We start from the raw sequence: 17,163 nt of genomic DNA, 5'->3' as shown, positions 1-17,163 counted from the left end.
GCGGTGAGAGCTATGGGATCCCTACCTCGCACTCCCCGCCCGGGGAGTGTGTTGACGTGACCCGGCCCACAGCCTACGGTTACACATCATCCAAAAAGTGTATGACGTGACGTAGATGGAGTGGGTCGGTGTCCTTGGGAAAACGGGCGGTCGTGCTGGGCGGCAGTGTCGCGGGTATGTGTGCGGCAGGTGCGGTGTCGCCGTACTTCGACGAGGTGTTGGTGCTCGAGCGCGACATCATTCCTGACGACGCCGAACATCGTCGCGGGGTCCCGCAGAGCAAACACCCACACTTCCTGCTCAACTCCGGGCGACGCGCCATGGGCGAGCTGTTCCCGGGCTACGAGGAGGCGCTCATCGACGCCGGCGCGCTGCACATGATGCCGTCGCTGGCCGCCGCGCACTGCGAGGGACCCGTGTGGGTGCCGCGCAAGGAAGCGCCGATGACCATGGTCTACGCGTCGCGGCTGCTCATCGAACGCACGCTGCGCGACAAGCTCGCGCTCGTGCCGAACGTCACCGTCGAAGAGGGCGTCAACATCGAGGGCCTCGAGACCGTGGACGGCGGGCAGCCGTCGGGTCGGGTCACCGGTGTGTGGGTGGTCGGCGGCGACGGCGGCGGCGACAAACGCCTGATCGACGCCGATCTCGTCATCGATGCCCTCGGCCGGGGGTCAGCTGTCTCGGACTGGTTGGTCAAGGCCGGCTGGCCCGAGAGTCCGGTGCAGTCGCTGGACGCCGGCGTCACCTATGTGTCGCGCTGGTACCAGAAACCGGCGGATCTGCCGGACAGCTGGTGGTGGGCGCAGATGTCGGTGATGCCGACCTCGGACACCAAGCCGCACCCGATCGAACACGACTTCCTGTGCCAGATCTTCCCCATCGAAGGCGATCGGGTCCTCGTGACGATGGGATCGTGGGGTCACCCGATGCCGCGCAAGGAGGACGAGTTCATGGAGACCGTCCGCAAGGTGCGCGCCCCGGCATTCGCCCGGGCCGTCGAATTGTGCGAGCCGATCTCCAAGGTGTTCGTCACCAAGTCGACCGGCAACAAGCGCCGCCGCTACGACGCGCTGGACAATCCGCCGGCCGGGTTGGTGGCGATCGGGGACGCGGTGTGCGGGTTCAACCCGTTCTACGCACAGGGCATGAGTTCGGCGTCGAAGTCGGCGGTGCTGCTACGCGACAAACTCGCCGCCGCCACCCGCGTGGACAGCGCGTTCACCAAGGACTACTTCGCAGCGCAACGGGTTCTGCTCGACGACATCTGGACGCTGGCACTGGCTCGCGACCAGGGATACGAGAACGCCGAGGGCACCGACATCGCGCCCCGATGGCGGCAGCAGCTCGCCAACCGCGCGAGCTGGCCGATCTTCAACCACATCTCGGCAACCACACGCGAAGACGCGGTCGTGGCACAGCATTTCGCCGATGTCTTCAATCTGGACGAGTCGGTCACGACCATGGTCAAGAGTCCCCGCGTCCTCGCCGGTCTGGCGTGGTTCGCGGTCAAACGAGCCGTCAAACGCACCAAGCTGCCGATCGGTTTCGACAACCAGCAGGACCCGCCGTCGGACATCTGGCGCGACGGCACGCCGCATCCGGCAGGCCGGGCCCTGGTGATTCCCCAGGGCACCCCGCAGGGCGAGTACGCAGCGGTTTCGGCCGCGGCGGGGAAGTAGGGAGACGATGGCGGTCTGCACCCCGGGCGACGTCCCGTCGATCATCACCAGCTACCTCGGTTTCGACTGCGAGGGTGCCAATCCGTTTGTCACCATTCGCAATCCGGCCGACCTAGCACACTGGACGCAACCGGTCCTGGAACTCACGATCATCCTCGGCGCGGTCCTCGCGCTGATGCACGCGATCCGGCGACTACGCCGCGACGGCGACCCCACCAACCTGACCGTGTGGATCGGATCCTTGGTCTACCTGTTCGTGATCGAGCCGCCGCTGTACTTCCCGAACTGGTTCCACGCCGAAGAGGCGATGGGATTCATGTTCTCCCACAACGTCTTCACGGTCACCTTCATGTTCGACCGGCTGCCGCTGTACATCGTCGCGTTCTATCCGGCCGTGAGCCAGCTCGCCTACGAGATCGTGCGTGCGTGGGGATTCTTCGACGGCTCCAAGCGTTCGGCTCTGCGTGGCTCGCTCGTACTCGCGCTGGTCTTCCAGACCTTCTACGAGATCTTCGATCAGCTGGGCCCCCAGCTCAAGTGGTGGGCCTGGAACGTCGACGCGCCGTACTACCGGCAGACGCTCGAGCAGCTCCGGGACCAGGGGATCACGCCCGATGATCTCGGCAACCCCGCCGCGGTGCCCACCCTGGCCTCGGTCCCATGGGGCAGCGTGTGGCTGTTCGCGACCGTCTCGTTCGCCGTTCTCGTCTACCTCGCAGTGCGCCTGGTGAAGATCCCGACCTCACAGGGCCGCGCCCCGCACGGGTGGTCGTTGACGTGGCGCATCGTCGTCGCGGGCGTCGTGGCGGTGATCAGCATGCCGCTGCTGTCCATCCCGACCGCGTTGTTCGGTCGCGACGAGAACGCCAATCAGGACGCGCAGACGATCGTGTACTGGGTCGAGATGGCTCTCGTCTGGGGGATCGGACTGGCGCTTCTGTTCGCGCAGTGGCGTCGCCTGCGCAGTGACCCGACGATCGGCGTCGACGAGGCGCGCAGTGCGCGTCCTTTCCTCATCGTGTTCCCGATCCTGTTCCTCGGGGTGCACGTGGTGCTGTGGCTCACCGCGCTGCCCGCCTTCTTCGATGCCGAGGACGGGATCACCGCCGACAACACGCCGATCGGAAGCCTCCCGTATGTGGTCGCCTGTCTGGTCGTCGCGATCAGTGTACTGGGCGTCGCGCTGAGCAGGGGTCGGCGTGCGGCCGACGTCAGCCCGGAAGTCGTCGGAACTCGGACGGCATCAGACGTGTGAGAACATGGGCGCATGAGGACCCGGGGGTGGCAAGGCGATCTACCCCGGGATTCTGACGAGGCCAGGGCCAGGATTCTCAGTGCCGCGGCGACCTGTGTGGAACGCTACGGCGCCCAGAAGACCCGGCTGGTCGACGTGGCCGCCGAGCTCGGTGTCACCAGACAGACCGTCTACCGCTACTACTCGTCGGTGGACGAGATGCTCGTGGCAGTGGCAGAAGCCGGTGCGGCCGATTTCCTCGATCGGATGAAGGCGGATCTCGCCCATGTGCGCACCCCCGCCGACGCGATCACCGAGACGATCATCTACTGCCTTCGGGTCCTGCCCGACGAGCCCGCGATCGGATTGATGGTGCGGGCCGGCGAGACCGAGTTCTTCACCCGTGAGGCGACCTCGGCCGGCGCCGTCGAGCTCGGTGCCGCGATGCTGCGCCGACTCGACGTCGACTGGAAGGCGCACGGTTTCGACGACGACGCGATGTCGGGCCTGGCCGAGTTGGTGATGCGGGTGTGGCTCAGTTTTCTGCAATACCCCGCGAACCCGGCCCGGTCGGACGACGACCTTCGCCAGTTCATCAGACGGTGGGTCTGCCCGCCCATCTTGGCCACCGACCGCGCCTGAACGGCCGCACCTAGAGGGCGCGGGAGGCCCCATCAACCACGGCCGACGTGAGTGCTTGCAGCAGAGGTGAACTCAGCTTCCAGTACTGCCAGTACAGCGGGACGTCGACGTGGTGGTCGGCGATGAGTCGCACCCGTCCGGCCTCGAGTGCGGCAGCGACCTGGACGACGGGTACTGCGCCGACGGATACAGATCTCGGTTGTTTAGCGATTCGCCGGCCGGGTAGGACCTATACCACATCAATCAGAGGAGTTCTCATGGCCCGCGCAACCGTTTTTCATCAGATGCATGACGTGGGTCTCGCCGCGTGGTTCGGCGGAACGCTGGCCAACGCCGTTGCCTTGAATGCCGCAGCCGGCGAGAGTGGCTCCAGTTCGGGCGTCGGTGCTGTCGCCAACGAGGGCTGGGACCGCTGGACCCCGGTGAATGCGGCCGCCATCGGCGCGCACCTCATCGGTTCGGTCGGCCTGCTCAAACATGACCTCGGGCGCATGCACGCCCAGCAGGGCGTCCCCGGTATGGCCGCGACGAAAACGGTCCTCACCGTCGCCGCCCTGGGTGTGACCGGATACAGCCGGGCGCTGGGACAGAAGGTGTCCGCACAAGGCGCCGTCCCGGCAACCGACGCGACGACCCCTGCCGTGGGGACACCACCAGAGGTGGCGTCGGCACAGAAGCAGCTCAAGGTGCTGCAGTGGGCGGTGCCGGCACTCACTGGAGCAATTGTGGCGATCGGGGCGTTCGCGTCCGAGCAGTACCGTGCGGAAGAGGTCTCCAAGGGCGTCGTACAGCGGCTCCTGGCCTGATCTGCTGGCGCGCTTGCCTTGTGAACGACGCCGACGCGGCGGCCGCCGGATGGGTCCTGCCCACATATGGGGCAGCCGTCCGCGGTTGCCGGAGCTACAGAACGAGCGCGGCCCCGCTGACGACACTCGTAGTGAGTGCTTGCAGCAGAGGTGAACTCAACTTCCAGTACTGCCAGTACAGCGGGACGTCGACGTGGTGGTCGGCGATGAGTCGCACCCGTCCGGCCTCGAGTGCGGCGGCGATCTGTACGACGGGTACCGCGCCCCAGCCGATACCGAGTTCGACGGCGCGGTGGTACTCGGTCGACGCCGGGATGTACACCGCGGGTGGGTCGATGGGGCGTCCCGCGAGCGCCGCCGAGATGTTGCGCTGGATGTGGTCGTTGCGGTCGAACTGCACCATCGGCGCTCGTGACAGCGAGTCGGCGTCCGGTCCGTCGGGTAGCCACGTATCGATGAAATCCGGTGTGGCGACGGGGAGATAACGCATCGCCCCCAGGGATTGCAGTGCGCACCCGCGGATCGCGAGCGGTTCCGAGGTCACCGCGGCCAGGACGTCGCCGGTGCGCAGCAGCGCGCTGCTGCGGGTCTCGTCGTCGCGGAAGACCTCCACCGCGACGGCGTGTTCGCGGTGGAACCGGGCCAGCACCGGCAGCAACCAGGTGGCCAGCGAGTCGGCATTGGTGGCGATCGGGAGGTGGATGCGAGGACGGTCGACCAGCGGCAGCTCGTCCTCGCCGGGCGCCCCGACGAATTCGGCGCGCGTCTCGGCGAGCAGCAGTTCCCACTGCTTGGCCAGTCGGACCAGCACCTCACCGTCCGGGGTGGCGGTTGCCGGTTTGGTCCGGCGTAACAGCACCCGGCCGGCGGCGGTCTCGAGGGCCTTGATCCGCTGACTCACCGCCGACGGGGTGATGTGGAGACTGGTGGCAGCCGCGTCGAAGGTGCCCTCGCGCAACACCGCGGCGAGCGTCCGCAGGCCCTCCTGGCTGATGTCCACGAGCCGAGGCTAGACGACGGTGGTCTGCCCGCGTCGCCCCCGCAGCACGCCGAGTGCAAGAAGCGCCGCACCCGTCCAGCAGTGCTGTCTACAAGCTGGGTCTTCCCGCGACCCCCCTGCCTGCCGCCGTGTCCAGCACCGGACGGTTCGGACAGGGGCGTCGGGCTAGGCTCATGTGGTGGACAAGAGTGGCATTCGCCGTGGTGATCGCATCGCGAGTGGCAGCGCGAAGGAAGATGGTCTACATCGGTCGGGTGATGCCGCCTCGGGCCGGGAGATGCGCAGCCGAGCTAGAATGGCGAGTATCCGACGAGACGAGTTGTTGACTGATCTCGAGGCAATCTTTCTCTCCGAGGGGTTCAGCGATCTGACAACCGATGAGCTCTGCAAGCGGTTGAGCTGCTCCAAGTCGACGCTATACGGCGTTGCTCCGACCCGGGCGCAGATCAACCAGGCCGTGGTCCGGCATTTCTTCGCACGCTCGACAATCGAGATCGATGCACGGGTCGCCGAGGAAACGGACACTGCGACAAAGATCCTGACGTACTTGGCGGGTGTGGGAGCGGCGATGAATCGTAATTCGCCTGCCTTCTATTCCGACATGATCAGCTATCGACCAACCGCTGAGATCTACCGGTTGAACTCCCAGGCTGCGGCGCGGCGCGTGCGTTCGCTGATAGAGGACGGTGTAGGCGAGGGAGTCTTCCGTCCCATGGATGCTGCGCTCGCGGCTCTGACCGTGGGGTATCTGATGGACGGCGTTCAGTCGGGGGAGGTTCTCGAGGAGACGGGGCTGAGTGCCGGCGATGCCTTCACCGAACTCGGTGAATTGCTGGTCCACGGGCTTGCCGTGCGCGCCACGTGACAAGAGGTGCGGAGGCCCCGTGGAGGACTCCGCACCTCTCGGCTATTGATCGCGCAGTCTCAGTCCTTGACGACGGGAAGAATGATCCGGGACGGTCGATGCTCGTCGTGGAAGATCCGGTTGTTGGCCACGCGCATGGTCGTTCCCTCGGTGACGGGCTGACCCGTGTTGAGGTTGCGGTCCCAGCGGGGGAAGTTGCTCGACGTCACATGCACACGTAGGCGGTGGCCTGCTTTGACGAGGATCGAGGTGGACCACAGGTCGACCGCGACTTCGTCGATGCGCCCGGGCTCGGTGTGGACGCGGGTGATGCCATCGACCAGATTGCGGGAGACACCGTGCTCGTCGACGTCGCACAGTCGTACCACCCAGTCGGTGGACGGGCCGTCGGTGGAGACAAAGAGTGTGGCGTTCACGCGTCCGGTGATCTCGATGTCCTCCTCGAGCGGAGCGGTGGTGAAGACGAGAACGTCGTCGCGGGACTCGATGTCACGTTGATCGAACACCCCGGCGGGGAACTCAGAGGACATCACCAGGTTGCCGCCGCGGGTGATGACTGGATCCGCGGGGTCGTAGATGAATCCGGACTGTGCCTCGGGAGCCTCTGATTTCGTCCAGCTAAGGGTTGCATCCTCGTGCAGATACAGGTCGGCGTTCACGGCTCGGCTGAGTGGCCACTCGGTCTCTGCGCGCCACTGATTGGCGCCCATCACGAACAGGAGGACGCCGGATTCATGTGCCTCGGTGGCCGGCAAGTCTTTGAGCCAGTGGTCGTACCACTCACGTTGCACTTCGGTCATTGTGTGTCCGTTGATGGTGCCGGCCGAGATTCCGAAGTTGACGTCGCCGATCTGACCGGAGCCGGACCCGATGGTCAGGTGAGTCCACGGGCCTACGACGAGCCGTGCGGTCCTTCCCCGGTTATGCATGCCGACGAAGTTGTCCAGGGATCCCTGGAGGAAGACGTCGTACCACCCTGCGAATGTCAGGCTCGGGATGTCGATCTCATCGTAGCGATTGGCGACGCGGGAGTCGTCGGTTGTCGCCGGGTCGGCTAGCGCACGGGCTACCCCGATATCCGGCTGTCCGGAGGCCTCGAGTGCGCGCACTGCTCCTGACGGGAGTTGGTGGTAGGTCTGTGTCGCCAACAGGTCGAAGGCCGTGAGGCTCGCCTGCAGTGTCTTCATCACATCGTCGGGTGCGAGGCCCGACTTCGGGATCTGTCCCAGCGCCGTGAAAAGGCCCCACCAGGTGTTGAGGCCGAGCTCTATTGCGCCACCGCGGAACATCAAGCCGTCGTCGGGGTCGCTCCAGGTGATCGCCGGTGCGATCGCCGCGAGATGTGGAGCCTTCGAGATGGCAGTGCTCCACTGGGTGCTGCCGAGGTAGCTCCCGCCGAACATGCCTACTTTCCCGTTGCTGTTCGGCAGCGAAGCTGCCCACTCTGCTGTGTCGTAGCCGTCTTCACGCTCATACTTCCAGGGCAACCAGTCGCCATCGGATTCGAACCGGCCACGTGAATCCTGGTGCACCACGATGTAACCCGCCCGCACGATCTTCTTCACGTCGAGGAATGCATCGAGCATCGAGGCGGCGCTCTTGTCATATGGATGGCGAGTCACGAGAACCGGGTACGCGCCCTCTGCTGCGGGCCGGTAGACGTCGGCTCGCAGTACCGTGCCGTCGCGCATCGGTACGGGAACATCGAACTCGATCCGGATCTCGTGAACCTGCGAATCGTCTTGCACGTGGCAGTCCTCTCTCGTACGACCGCAACTTTGCGGCCATGTGTGAGCACCGTAACAGGAAGGAGTACGATATGTACATGAATCGTACTCTTTGAGATACGATTCGTTCCGACAACGTACCGCTCGAGAGGTTGAGATGACCACGACCACGCATTCCACAGGGCCGCGCGTACCCGGCCCGCTTAAGAGGGTCGAGCACATTCGTGCCGCCTACAGTGCCGCTGATGCAACGATGTCGTGGCTGGTCTGCGACGCGCATTCGCCTGACCGGGTGGCGTTCCGGTTCGTCGATGCCGACCTTCAGGTCACGGAGATGACGTACGGCGAGTTGGCACAACGGTCGAGGCGGGCAGCGTTCTTTCTGTCCGAGAAGGGGGTCGGGCCGGGCGACCGGGTCGCGAGCCTGCTCGCCAAGGGCCCGGATCTGCCGGCGCTGATCGTCGGGATCTGGCGACTGGGCGCGGTGTATGTCCCCTTGTTCACCGCGTTCGCCGCCGAGGCCGTCGCCGATCGGATGGCGGACGCCGGCGTGAAGCTCGTGGTCGCCGACGATGAGCAATTGGCGAAAGTCACTGATCTGCCGGTGCGGGTCGCGCTGGCCAACACGTCGGCAGACGGTGAGGGCCGCGCCGACGACTTCAGTGCCGCGCTACGGCATGGCCCGGAATGGACCGGACCGGCTCCGGTGGTCGGGCCGCACACCCCGATCGTTCAGATGGCTACTTCGGGGACGACAGGCAAGCCCAAGGTCGTTGTCCACCCGCTGATGTACGCGGCTGGGTGGCAGGCGTACGTTGAGTTGGGACTTGCTGCGGGAGACCGATACTGGTGTGGCGCCGACCCTGGTTGGGCCTATGGCCTCTACAGCTTGATCGTGGGTCCGTTGGCTGCGGGCGTTCCCAGCATCGTCACCCAGGGCACGTTCAAGCCCGAGCAGACGTGGCGAGTGCTCGCCGAACTCGACGTCACCGATTTCGCCGCCGCGCCCACCGTACTGCGCGCATTGCGCGCCAACGATCCGGGACTCGAACTGCCGGCTCTGCGCAGGATTTCCACCGCCGGCGAGCCGCTGACCCCCGAAGTCGGAGAGTGGACGCGTAGCCGGTTCGGCCTCGATGTGCACGACCACTTCGGTCAAACCGAGCTTGGAATGACTGCCGGCTTCGCCCATCATCCCGACCTTGACCGCGGCACCGTCCCACGTGCGATGGGCGAGTCGTTTCCGGGTTGGACCGTGACGGTACTGCGGGCGGATTCCGATGAGGTGGCGGCGGCGGGTGAAGTCGGCCGGCTCGCCGTCGACACCGCTGCGAGCCCCTTCTTCACCTTCACCGGCTATGGCACCGAGCGCAATATTCTCGGCTCACGTTTCACCGCCGACGGCACCCACTACCTGACCGGCGACCTTGCCTCGGTGGGCGATGATGGACTGATCAGGTTCTCCTCGCGCGACGACGACGTCATCCTGATGGCCGGCTACCGCATCGGGCCCTTCGACATCGAGAGTGTCCTGGCCGCCCATCCTGCAGTCGCAGAGTGTGCCGTGGTCGCCACACCCGACGAGGTACGTGGTGAGGTCGTGCATGCCTACGTCGTGCCGACCACTGCGCTCGACGATCCCGACGTGCTCGCCCGCGAACTCCAGGACTGGGTACGGACCCGGTACGCTGCCCACGCCTATCCACGCATCGTGACTTTCGTGGACACCTTGCCGAAGACCCCCAGCGGCAAGATCCAGCGCGTCGCTCTCCGTACTGCGACCAGCGACGGCCAGGCAGCCACGTGAGCGAACTCCTGGTCACCCGTCACGAGTCAGTAGAAACCTGGAACCTGAACCGCCCCCAGGCCCGCAATGCCCTCGACCGGGCCCTTGTGGCACGGCTGAGCGAGGCGATCATGTCCGCTGAATCAACGGACACCGACGTGGTGGTGCTTCGAGGCACCGGGCCCAGCTTCTGTGCCGGAGCCGATCTCGCCCTGTTGAGTACCTACGATGCCGCGCGCGGCGACACTCCCCGTGAACATCTGACCGCGATCTGGGACCTCACGCTCGCCATGGAACGCAGCCCGATCACCTTCGTCGGCGCTCTGCACGGCCACGCCATCGCAGGTGGCCTCGAGCTGGCACTTGCCTGCGACATCGTCATCGCGGCAGCAGGAACCCTGATCGGCGACGGACACGTCCGACAGTGTCTGCTCCCGGGTGGCGGCGCCAGTGCCCGCATGGAACGCGCCTTCGGACGTTCTACCGCGACCAGGCTGGCACTGACCGGCGAATTCCTGCCGGCCGAGCATCCAGCCTTCGGCACATGGCTTCACACCATCACACCCGCTGACGAACTCGAACCAGCGGTGACTGCGGTCTCCGCAAGCCTCACCGCAGTTCCGGCCAGCGCACGCTCAGCCTACAAACGACTACTGCACGACACGCATGAACCGCTCGACGCTTCACATCGCGACCGGGAGCTCGACACTTTCGACCAGCACTGGCTCGACAACGACGTACCCCAGGTGCTGCGCGCATTCCTCAACAAGACTCGAAAGGCTGCCCGATGACCGATCGATATGCCGGCCAAACCGTACTTCTCACCGGCGGAGGACAGGGCTTGGGCCGCGCCATGGTCCACCGCTTCGCTGCTGAAGGAGCGCAGGTTCATTTCGCTGACCTGAACCCCGGTCAGGCGGCAGAAACTCTCAGGCAGTTACCTGGCCACGGACACGCTTTTCACGAAGTCGACATCGCAGACCCGGCAGCCGCCAGAGAATGGGTCGACTCGGTCGCCGCTACCGAAGGCCGTATCGATGTCTTGGTGAACAATGCCGGAATCATCCGCGACAATCGAATCGAGAACATTTCCACCGAGGACTGGGACGCCGTCATCGCTGTCAGCCTCAACGGTGCGTTCTACTGCACACAGGCGGCCTTCGTCCACATGAAAGAACGTCAGTACGGCCGGGTGCTCTCCTTCTCCTCGATGAGCTGGCGTGGCAACTTCGGACAAGTCAACTACGTCGCTGCCAAAGCAGGTGTCGTGGGGTTCACCCGCGGCTTCGCACTCGAAGGCGCCCGGCACGGCGTGACCGCCAACGCCATAGCCCCCGGTCTCATCGAAACGCCGATGCTCGCCTCCATGAACGGCCCAGCCCGTGACAAACTCGTCAGCAAGGTCCCGATGCGCCACACCGGGGTGCCCGAAGACATCTCCGCCGCAGCCGCTTTCCTCTGTTCGCCTGAAGCCGGGTACGTCACCGGGGTGGTACTCGACGTCGACGGCGGCATCGGCATCGGCTCCTCGATACGCTGAGGTCGGCAGCGGCAGGCAGCGACGGCGTAGCGGAGGGCGGGGAATCCTCTGCCCCGAGGCACGCCCACCGAATCCAGGGTTGGCTGACTGCCTGGCCCCACCGTCACCCCCCGGCGAGGTCCCAGGACCGCCATCGCGGCTGAACGTGCCCGATGGTGGCGTACGGACACTCTCCTGATCGGTGACGTCTGACCTGGCGGAAGGTTGAAGCGCTCGTGACGAGTTCCACCGCGGCGGTAGCCGCAAGTTCCTCGACTTGCTGTCCGTAGGCGCGTATGTCAGCGGGGTATCCATCGAGTTCGGTCTAAGGGTGGACCACCCCGACGCGTATCAGAGGTTCAATGCCACGGCGAGTGCCCGTAGGTTGGGCAGTGGGTCGTCGGTCCGCGCATCAACGGAGACCTGTACTACTACTACTACTACTACTACTACATGGTCTGCGCCGGCGGCGAGATGCGCGGTCACCGCGGCGGCAGCATCGTCGGCTGTTCCCAGGCCGACCAACGCACGGGTCAACCTCTCGGACCCGCCGTCCGCCAGATCGGTCTTGTCGAAACCCTGCCGTAGCCATGATTCTCGGTAGTTGTTCATGTGTAGATAGGTCGCCAGGTGGGTCTGGGCGCGATGAAGTTGATCTGTAGGCGATTCCGGTTCCGACCACCAAGCGCTTCGTGGCGTCCAGTAAGGCTGCCGATTCGACCAGTACGTCCTTACCTCCGCCCTCGGGCATGAACAATGATCCGTAACCGCGCCTCGATGTCGCGCGCCATCATCTGCGCGTCGGCGATCGGCCACGGTTCGCTGTTCCAGAACACGCCGATTTTTCGACGGAAACTCAATGAGTCCCGGTTTTTCTTCACTGTTCGTACCCTTTGTTCGTTCCGGCGACGGGTTCGTCGCGGTCAACCGACATCAGGCCTCCTCGTTGAAATCGGACGTCACGTCCGTTGGAACGTGCGAGCAAGAATGGAGCTTGAGGTGCAGGTACTCCACGAGCCGAGGCTAGACGACAGTGGTCTGCCCGCGTCGTCCCCGCAGCACGCCGAGTGCGAGAAGTGCCGCGCCGACGGCCACCCAGCCGAGGAGTACCGCGAGGGGTCCGGCAACGCTCGCCTCGGGGAAGTACGCCGCGCTTCGGAGCAGGGTGCCGCCTGCGCCGGGCGGGAGCCACTGTCCGATCGCGCCCCACGGGCTCGGCAGGAGATACGGCGAGGATGCGAGCCCCGACAACGGGTTCGAGATCAGGACCATCACGAGCGCCGACAGTCCGACCCCGGCGGTACCGAACAGCGTGCCCGCTCCGACCGTGAACCAGGCGATCGCCGCGATCATCGCGGCCGCGGCCAGCCCGACCGCACCGACCCCGCCGTCGATGACGCCCAGCCACGACCAGACCGCGGCGAAGCCGAAACCCGCGACGAGCGGACCGAGGACGGCCAAGGTCACCTGCATCGCGACTCGACCACGCAAGGCGACGGCCGCCGCACCGCCCACGGCCATGCCGGCGATCAGCAACGGCAGCAGCCCGGCGGCGAAACCCGTTCCGCGCGCGTCGCTCCCGGGGGTGGGAACCACCGATTCGGCGGCGACCGGTACCCCTTGGGCGGTGGCGATGCCGCTGCCGACCCCGGTGACGACCTGCGCCAGCACGGGCGACCCGGCCTCGGCGGTCAACACGGTGACGCCGTCGGAGCCGACCGTGATCGCGCCCGCCAGTTCGCGGCGTTCGATCGCGGCACGAGCGTCGTCGGCGTCGGCGAACCGCTCGACGGCGAACGCATCGTCACCGGCCCGCTCGGCGAGTGCCGACTCGATCGCCTGCGCGGCGGGCGGGGGAGCGACGAGACCGATCGGGGCCTGGTGCGGCTGGGGGTCGACGGCCAGCGACACGAACATCGCGGCGATCGCGACCACGACCGCGGGGATGAGAACGATCATCGCGGTCACGGTCCGCCAGTTCGGTGCGTGCGTCGCACCGGACGCGCCGGCGGACTGTGCACCGTCCGGTGCGGTGTCGTCGGACGTAAGGGGCCGCGCTTCCGGTTGGTGCAGGTCTGCATTCATGACATCTCCTAAAAAGAACGAACCTTCGTTTTAGAGTATGCGCCTGGCGTGTGGCCGAAACAAGAACGAATATTCGTTTTAGTCTGTTCGCATGCCGAAGATCAGCGACGAACGCAAACTCGAGCGAAGTCAGCAGATCCTGGAGGCTGCGCGTCGATGCTTCGCCGGCAGGGGGTTCCACCGGACGTCGATGTCCGACGTCATTCGGGAGTCGGGACTCAGCGCGGGGGCGGTCTACTCCTACTACTCCTCGAAGGAGGAGCTCATCGCTGCGGTCGCGAGGTCGGTGTTCGTCGCCTACGAAGCCGGGATCAGCAGCTTCGACGATCCGCAGACGCGGCCGGCGTCCCCGGAGGAGGCGGTACGCCTACTCGCCGCACGGATCATGTCCGAGATCGCCCCGCTGTCTGACGGGTTCCGGATGGTGCTCACCGTCTGGGGTGAAGCGGCCAACAGCGCGGAGCTGCGCGAGACCGTGCGCGACATCGTGCTCGGCCTGCGCGCAGTCTTCGAGCGGGTGCTGACCAGGTGGCGCGACACCGGGCACAAGCTGCCGGCCGAACCCGCGGAGCTCGCGCCCGTTGTCGTATCCGTGATGCAGGGCGCGGTCGTGCAGCAGGGGCTGGTGGGTGACCTCGACCTCGCGTCGTACATCGACACCGTCTGCGCGGTTCTCCGGGCATCGGGCATGGGTGACCTCAGATGAAGCTGAGCTGATGATTCGTCAGAAACTTTCGCTGTACTGACGAAGGTCGCGACCCTAGCGTCGTCCGGGTGACCAGCTATCTCCTGCCCGCTCTCGCCGGACTGCTGACCGGCGCCGGACTCATCATCGCCATCGGACCCCAGAACGTCTTCGTGCTGCGCCAGGGCGTCGCGCGTCGGCACACCGCGCCGATCGTGGCGGTCTGTGCCGTCTCCGACATCGTGCTCATCGTCGCGGGTGTTGCCGGACTCGGCGCACTCGTCGCCGCACACCCGGCGGTCGTGACGTTCGCCAAGGCAGCCGGCGGTCTCTACGTCGGGGCACTGGGCGTGCTGGCCGCCCGACGCTGTGTGCGCAGCACCGAGGCCATCGCGGCCGACACCGCCGGGGCCGACAACAGGAGGGCCGAGTCCACCGGGCGGTGGGTCGCGGTCGGCACGGCGCTGGCCCTGACGTGGCTGAACCCCCACGTCTACCTCGACACCGTCATCACCATGGGCGCGATTGCCAACGGGCACGGAAACGGTAAGTGGGCCTTCGCCTTCGGCGCTTGTATCGCGAGCGTCCTGTGGTTCTCCGCGCTCGGGGGCGGGGCGCGCAGGCTATCCGGTTTCTTCGCCAGTCCCCGCGCCTGGAGGGTGCTCGACGCAGTCGTCGCGGTCATCATGCTCGGGATGGCGGTGGCGCTGTTCGCGTCGATCTGAGAGGCGGATCGGTCGTGTTCGGACCTCGCCCGAGGTGTCTCTCGGCAGGCCGCGGCGGCGTAGGTGAAGAGTTTTCGGGTATCCCGGAGGGGTGACAGTGCGCCGATCGGCCCCCACGGTGACTCGCGAGACCACGATCCGCGAGCGTGCGAAGACGTTCGACGTGCGCGCACTTCTGTCCGACGTCCGCACAGTCCTCGGCCGCGGCGACCTCGCTGCGGCCGCGGCGACCCTCACCTACTACGCCGCGATCGCCGTGGTGCCGTGGGCGCTGCTCGCGATCTGGTCGACCACGTGGATGCCGGGCGCACCTGACGAGGAGTCGCTCGCCGGGTTGCGGGTGCTCGTCCCGGCGCAGATGGGCGGCCGGGGCGTCTTCGACGAGGCGGTCGCGGTGGGTACCGGACTGTCACTGATGAGCGCTCTGGTGATGCTGTTCCCGGCGTCGTTCTACGGCGAGGGCATCCGCCGAGCCTGCGTCTCGCTGCATCCGCGCGAGGACCGCTTCACGGGGTGGCGGTCCCGGATCTGGGTGCTGGGCCTCCTGGTCGCCCTGCCACCGCTCACCTACGTCGTGGTCGCGGTGAGCGGAACACTGACCACACTGGCTCCGGACGGAGGCGGATCCGGGAGCCTCGCGGACCTCGCTCTCCGCGTCGTCGTCGAGTTCGTCACGGTCTGGCTGACCCTCACCGTCGCCCTGACGTGGGTGTACTGGCGTGTGACGCCCGGACATCAGACCCTCGGCGTCGCGGCGCTGGCCGCACTCGGGACCGCATCCTTCATCGCCGGGTTCACCCAGGGCTTCCTGTTGTTCCTGTCGCTGCCGATCGACGTCGGAATCCCTTACGGTGGTCTTCGGGTGATCGGCGGGGTGGTCGCCGCGGGCCTGTGGCTCTACGTCGCGCATGTGATCGTGATCGTGGGGTGGGCATTCGGCCAGGCCATCGGTATGCAGGGAGGCGAGCGTGTCCACCGAGCGTGATCACCTCGCGCATGGGAGCGAACAGCATCCGGCCTCGGCTCGGGAGGCCGCACTCGAGGCGTGGTCGGGACTGCACGGCGGCATCGATCCACGGAACAGCTTCTGGGTACGCAACTGGGTGCTGATCAGCCACGCCTGCGCGCGCCCGCTGGTACGCCTGGGGCTCACCCCGAACACCGTCACCGCCCTGGGTGTCATCGCCACCGCCGTCGGACTGTGCCTGACGATCCTCGGTGAGTGGTGGCCGCTGCTCGCGGCAGTCGTCATCGTGGTGGCCGCGCTCCTCGACGGCATCGACGGCGCAATCGCCGCGCAGACCGGAACCGCATCGCGGTGGGGACGCATCAACGACGCCGTCGCCGACCGCTTCTCGGACGTCATGCTCGTCGGCATCGTGGTGGTCGTGGGTGCGCCGCCGTGGATCGGTGCGACGCTCGCCGTGTTGACGCTGATCCTCGAGATCACCCGCGCGACGGCCCAGGCCGTCGGGATGAAGGGGCCGGGGGCGGTGACGGTGTGGGAACGGCCGTCACGGGTGATCCTGGCGGTCGTCGCCGCGGCGTCGTCGACGCTGTGGTGGAAGGCGGACCTCCAGGTCGCGGACGTGCTGGCCACGGCGATCGCGATGACCGGAACGGTTCTGGCGCTCATCGGGACGATCCAGCTCGGCGTCGCCGTGCGCAGGCAGACCCGCGGACTCGGCTGACCCGCGGTCGGCGAATGGCCGACCGGTCCGTTTCGGGCCGTGCGCGCCCGTCCCATCCGGACCGTGCGTCGGTGACGAACAATGGGAGACGTACGCCTGCCAGACAGACGTGAACCTGCTCGACACTTCAGACCCGCAAGGATTCCAGGATGACGAACGACTCGGTGGTTCTCGCCGACGCCGACGGCCGCCCGTGCGGCACTGCCGACCGCGAGGGCGTGCACGGATTCGACACGCCGTTGCACTTCGCCTTCTCGTGCCACCTCGTCGAGAACGGCCGCATCCTCATGACGCGCCGTGCGCTGGCCAAGCGCAGCTGGCCGGGCGTGTGGACCAATTCGTTCTGCGGTCACCCGCGTCCCGGCGAGGACGTCGTCGACGCCGTCCACCGCTATGCCCGCCGCGAACTGGGCATCGACGTGGCCGACGTCCGCTGCATCCTGCCCGACTTCCGGTACCGCGCCGTCGACGCGAGCGGGATCGTCGAGAACGAGATCTGCCCGGTGTTCGTCGCGCGCCCGCTGGGCGCGCCGGCCCCGAATCCGGACGAGGTCGCCGAACATGTGTGGGCCGACGTGACCGACGTGTGGTCGACAGTCGAACGCACGCCGTGGGCGCTCAGCCCCTGGTTCGTCGAACAGGTACGACAGCTGCCCGAGCGCGGCGGTGCCCACGACACCCATCCGGTGATGTCCCGGGCCTCGAATTCATGACGT

The 17,163-nt window shown here is 66.5% G+C and carries 17 protein-coding genes and 1 pseudogene; 13 read left to right on the top strand and 5 right to left on the bottom strand.

Annotated features, from left to right (window positions below; translation table 11 throughout):
- The first annotated feature begins 128 nt into the window (after positions 1-128).
- From ACSUZC_RS22275 to ACSUZC_RS22265, 3 genes are read left to right on the top strand one after another with little or no spacing between them, the layout of a single operon-like run.
- Complete coding sequence (locus ACSUZC_RS22275) at positions 129-1,682, top strand: FAD-dependent oxidoreductase (RefSeq protein WP_439030617.1); 1,554 nt, start codon at positions 129-131, stop codon at positions 1,680-1,682.
- A 7-nt stretch (positions 1,683-1,689) separates the two neighbouring features.
- Positions 1,690-2,937: a hypothetical protein gene (locus ACSUZC_RS22270; protein ID WP_439030616.1), complete on the top strand. Its 1,248-nt coding sequence runs from the start codon at positions 1,690-1,692 to the stop codon at positions 2,935-2,937.
- 12 nt (positions 2,938-2,949) lie between these two features.
- Positions 2,950-3,558 (top strand): TetR/AcrR family transcriptional regulator, encoded by a 609-nt coding sequence (locus ACSUZC_RS22265; protein WP_439030615.1) that lies wholly within the window; start codon positions 2,950-2,952, stop codon positions 3,556-3,558.
- A 10-nt stretch (positions 3,559-3,568) separates the two neighbouring features.
- Here ACSUZC_RS22265 and ACSUZC_RS22260 read toward each other — a convergent pair.
- A pseudogene (locus ACSUZC_RS22260) lies at positions 3,569-3,739 on the bottom strand (transcriptional regulator ArgP); the annotation flags it as partial.
- 76 nt (positions 3,740-3,815) lie between these two features.
- Between ACSUZC_RS22260 and ACSUZC_RS22255 the strand changes: the two are divergent.
- Positions 3,816-4,364 (top strand): hypothetical protein, encoded by a 549-nt coding sequence (locus tag ACSUZC_RS22255; protein ID WP_439030614.1) that lies wholly within the window; start codon positions 3,816-3,818, stop codon positions 4,362-4,364.
- 94 nt (positions 4,365-4,458) lie between these two features.
- Here ACSUZC_RS22255 and ACSUZC_RS22250 read toward each other — a convergent pair whose 3' ends face one another.
- The gene (locus tag ACSUZC_RS22250; RefSeq protein ID WP_439030613.1) at positions 4,459-5,364 is read right to left on the bottom strand and encodes a LysR family transcriptional regulator ArgP; all 906 of its coding nucleotides are present in this window, start codon (positions 5,362-5,364) and stop codon (positions 4,459-4,461) included.
- A gap of 178 nt (positions 5,365-5,542) precedes the next feature.
- Between ACSUZC_RS22250 and ACSUZC_RS22245 the strand changes: the two genes are divergently transcribed.
- Positions 5,543-6,229 carry a TetR/AcrR family transcriptional regulator gene (locus tag ACSUZC_RS22245; protein ID WP_439030612.1) on the top strand — a complete coding sequence of 229 codons (687 nt, stop codon included), beginning with the start codon at positions 5,543-5,545 and terminating at the stop codon, positions 6,227-6,229.
- Between the two features lie 59 nt (positions 6,230-6,288).
- Here ACSUZC_RS22245 and ACSUZC_RS22240 read toward each other — a convergent pair whose 3' ends face one another.
- The gene (locus ACSUZC_RS22240) at positions 6,289-8,178 is read right to left on the bottom strand and encodes a CocE/NonD family hydrolase (protein WP_439030611.1); all 1,890 of its coding nucleotides are present in this window, start codon (positions 8,176-8,178) and stop codon (positions 6,289-6,291) included.
- Here ACSUZC_RS22240 and ACSUZC_RS22235 point away from each other — a divergent pair.
- From ACSUZC_RS22235 to ACSUZC_RS22225, 3 genes are read left to right on the top strand one after another with little or no spacing between them, the layout of a single operon-like run.
- The gene (locus ACSUZC_RS22235; protein ID WP_439030610.1) at positions 8,114-9,763 is read left to right on the top strand and encodes an AMP-binding protein; all 1,650 of its coding nucleotides are present in this window, start codon (positions 8,114-8,116) and stop codon (positions 9,761-9,763) included. The two genes, ACSUZC_RS22240 and ACSUZC_RS22235, sit on opposite strands and share 65 nt — an antisense overlap.
- On the top strand, positions 9,760-10,533 hold the full coding sequence (locus ACSUZC_RS22230; protein WP_439030609.1) for an enoyl-CoA hydratase/isomerase family protein: 774 nt from the start codon (positions 9,760-9,762) through the stop codon (positions 10,531-10,533). The genes ACSUZC_RS22235 and ACSUZC_RS22230 overlap by 4 nt, the downstream gene beginning before the upstream one ends.
- A complete protein-coding gene (locus ACSUZC_RS22225) occupies positions 10,530-11,282 on the top strand; it encodes an SDR family NAD(P)-dependent oxidoreductase (protein WP_439030608.1) in 753 nt (250 codons plus the stop codon). Before ACSUZC_RS22230 ends, ACSUZC_RS22225 begins: the two co-directional genes overlap by 4 nt.
- 330 nt (positions 11,283-11,612) lie before the next feature.
- On the opposite strand, the gene ACSUZC_RS22220 is transcribed toward ACSUZC_RS22225, so the two are convergent.
- Together ACSUZC_RS22220 and ACSUZC_RS22215 are read right to left on the bottom strand one after the other, a co-directional pair.
- Positions 11,613-11,873 carry a hypothetical protein gene (locus ACSUZC_RS22220; RefSeq protein ID WP_439030607.1) on the bottom strand — a complete coding sequence of 87 codons (261 nt, stop codon included), beginning with the start codon at positions 11,871-11,873 and terminating at the stop codon, positions 11,613-11,615.
- Positions 11,874-12,284: 411 nt separating this feature from the next.
- Positions 12,285-13,346, bottom strand: coding sequence for an ABC transporter permease (locus ACSUZC_RS22215; RefSeq protein ID WP_439030606.1), 1,062 nt, complete (start codon positions 13,344-13,346; stop codon positions 12,285-12,287).
- Between the two features lie 91 nt (positions 13,347-13,437).
- Here ACSUZC_RS22215 and ACSUZC_RS22210 point away from each other — a divergent pair, with 91 nt between their 5' ends.
- From ACSUZC_RS22210 to idi, 5 genes are all read left to right on the top strand, one after another.
- On the top strand, positions 13,438-14,052 hold the full coding sequence (locus ACSUZC_RS22210; protein ID WP_439030605.1) for a TetR/AcrR family transcriptional regulator: 615 nt from the start codon (positions 13,438-13,440) through the stop codon (positions 14,050-14,052).
- A 68-nt stretch (positions 14,053-14,120) separates the two neighbouring features.
- Positions 14,121-14,756, top strand: coding sequence for a LysE/ArgO family amino acid transporter (locus ACSUZC_RS22205; protein ID WP_439030604.1), 636 nt, complete (start codon positions 14,121-14,123; stop codon positions 14,754-14,756).
- Between the two features lie 91 nt (positions 14,757-14,847).
- On the top strand, positions 14,848-15,741 hold the full coding sequence (locus ACSUZC_RS22200) for a YhjD/YihY/BrkB family envelope integrity protein (RefSeq protein WP_439030603.1): 894 nt from the start codon (positions 14,848-14,850) through the stop codon (positions 15,739-15,741).
- Positions 15,725-16,447: a CDP-alcohol phosphatidyltransferase family protein gene (locus ACSUZC_RS22195; protein WP_439030602.1), complete on the top strand. Its 723-nt coding sequence runs from the start codon at positions 15,725-15,727 to the stop codon at positions 16,445-16,447. The genes ACSUZC_RS22200 and ACSUZC_RS22195 overlap by 17 nt, the downstream gene beginning before the upstream one ends.
- Before the next feature lie 149 nt (positions 16,448-16,596).
- Positions 16,597-17,160 (top strand): isopentenyl-diphosphate Delta-isomerase, encoded by a 564-nt coding sequence (gene idi, locus ACSUZC_RS22190; RefSeq protein WP_439030601.1) that lies wholly within the window; start codon positions 16,597-16,599, stop codon positions 17,158-17,160.
- The last annotated feature ends 3 nt before the right edge of the window (positions 17,161-17,163 follow it).

Origin of the sequence: Gordonia terrae (genome assembly GCF_051789125.1) — a bacterium.
Lineage (GTDB): Bacteria > Actinomycetota > Actinomycetes > Mycobacteriales > Mycobacteriaceae > Gordonia > Gordonia terrae_A.
The sequence above is the reverse complement of the archived record's forward strand: the minus strand, read 5'-3'. Positions and strand labels throughout refer to the sequence as shown.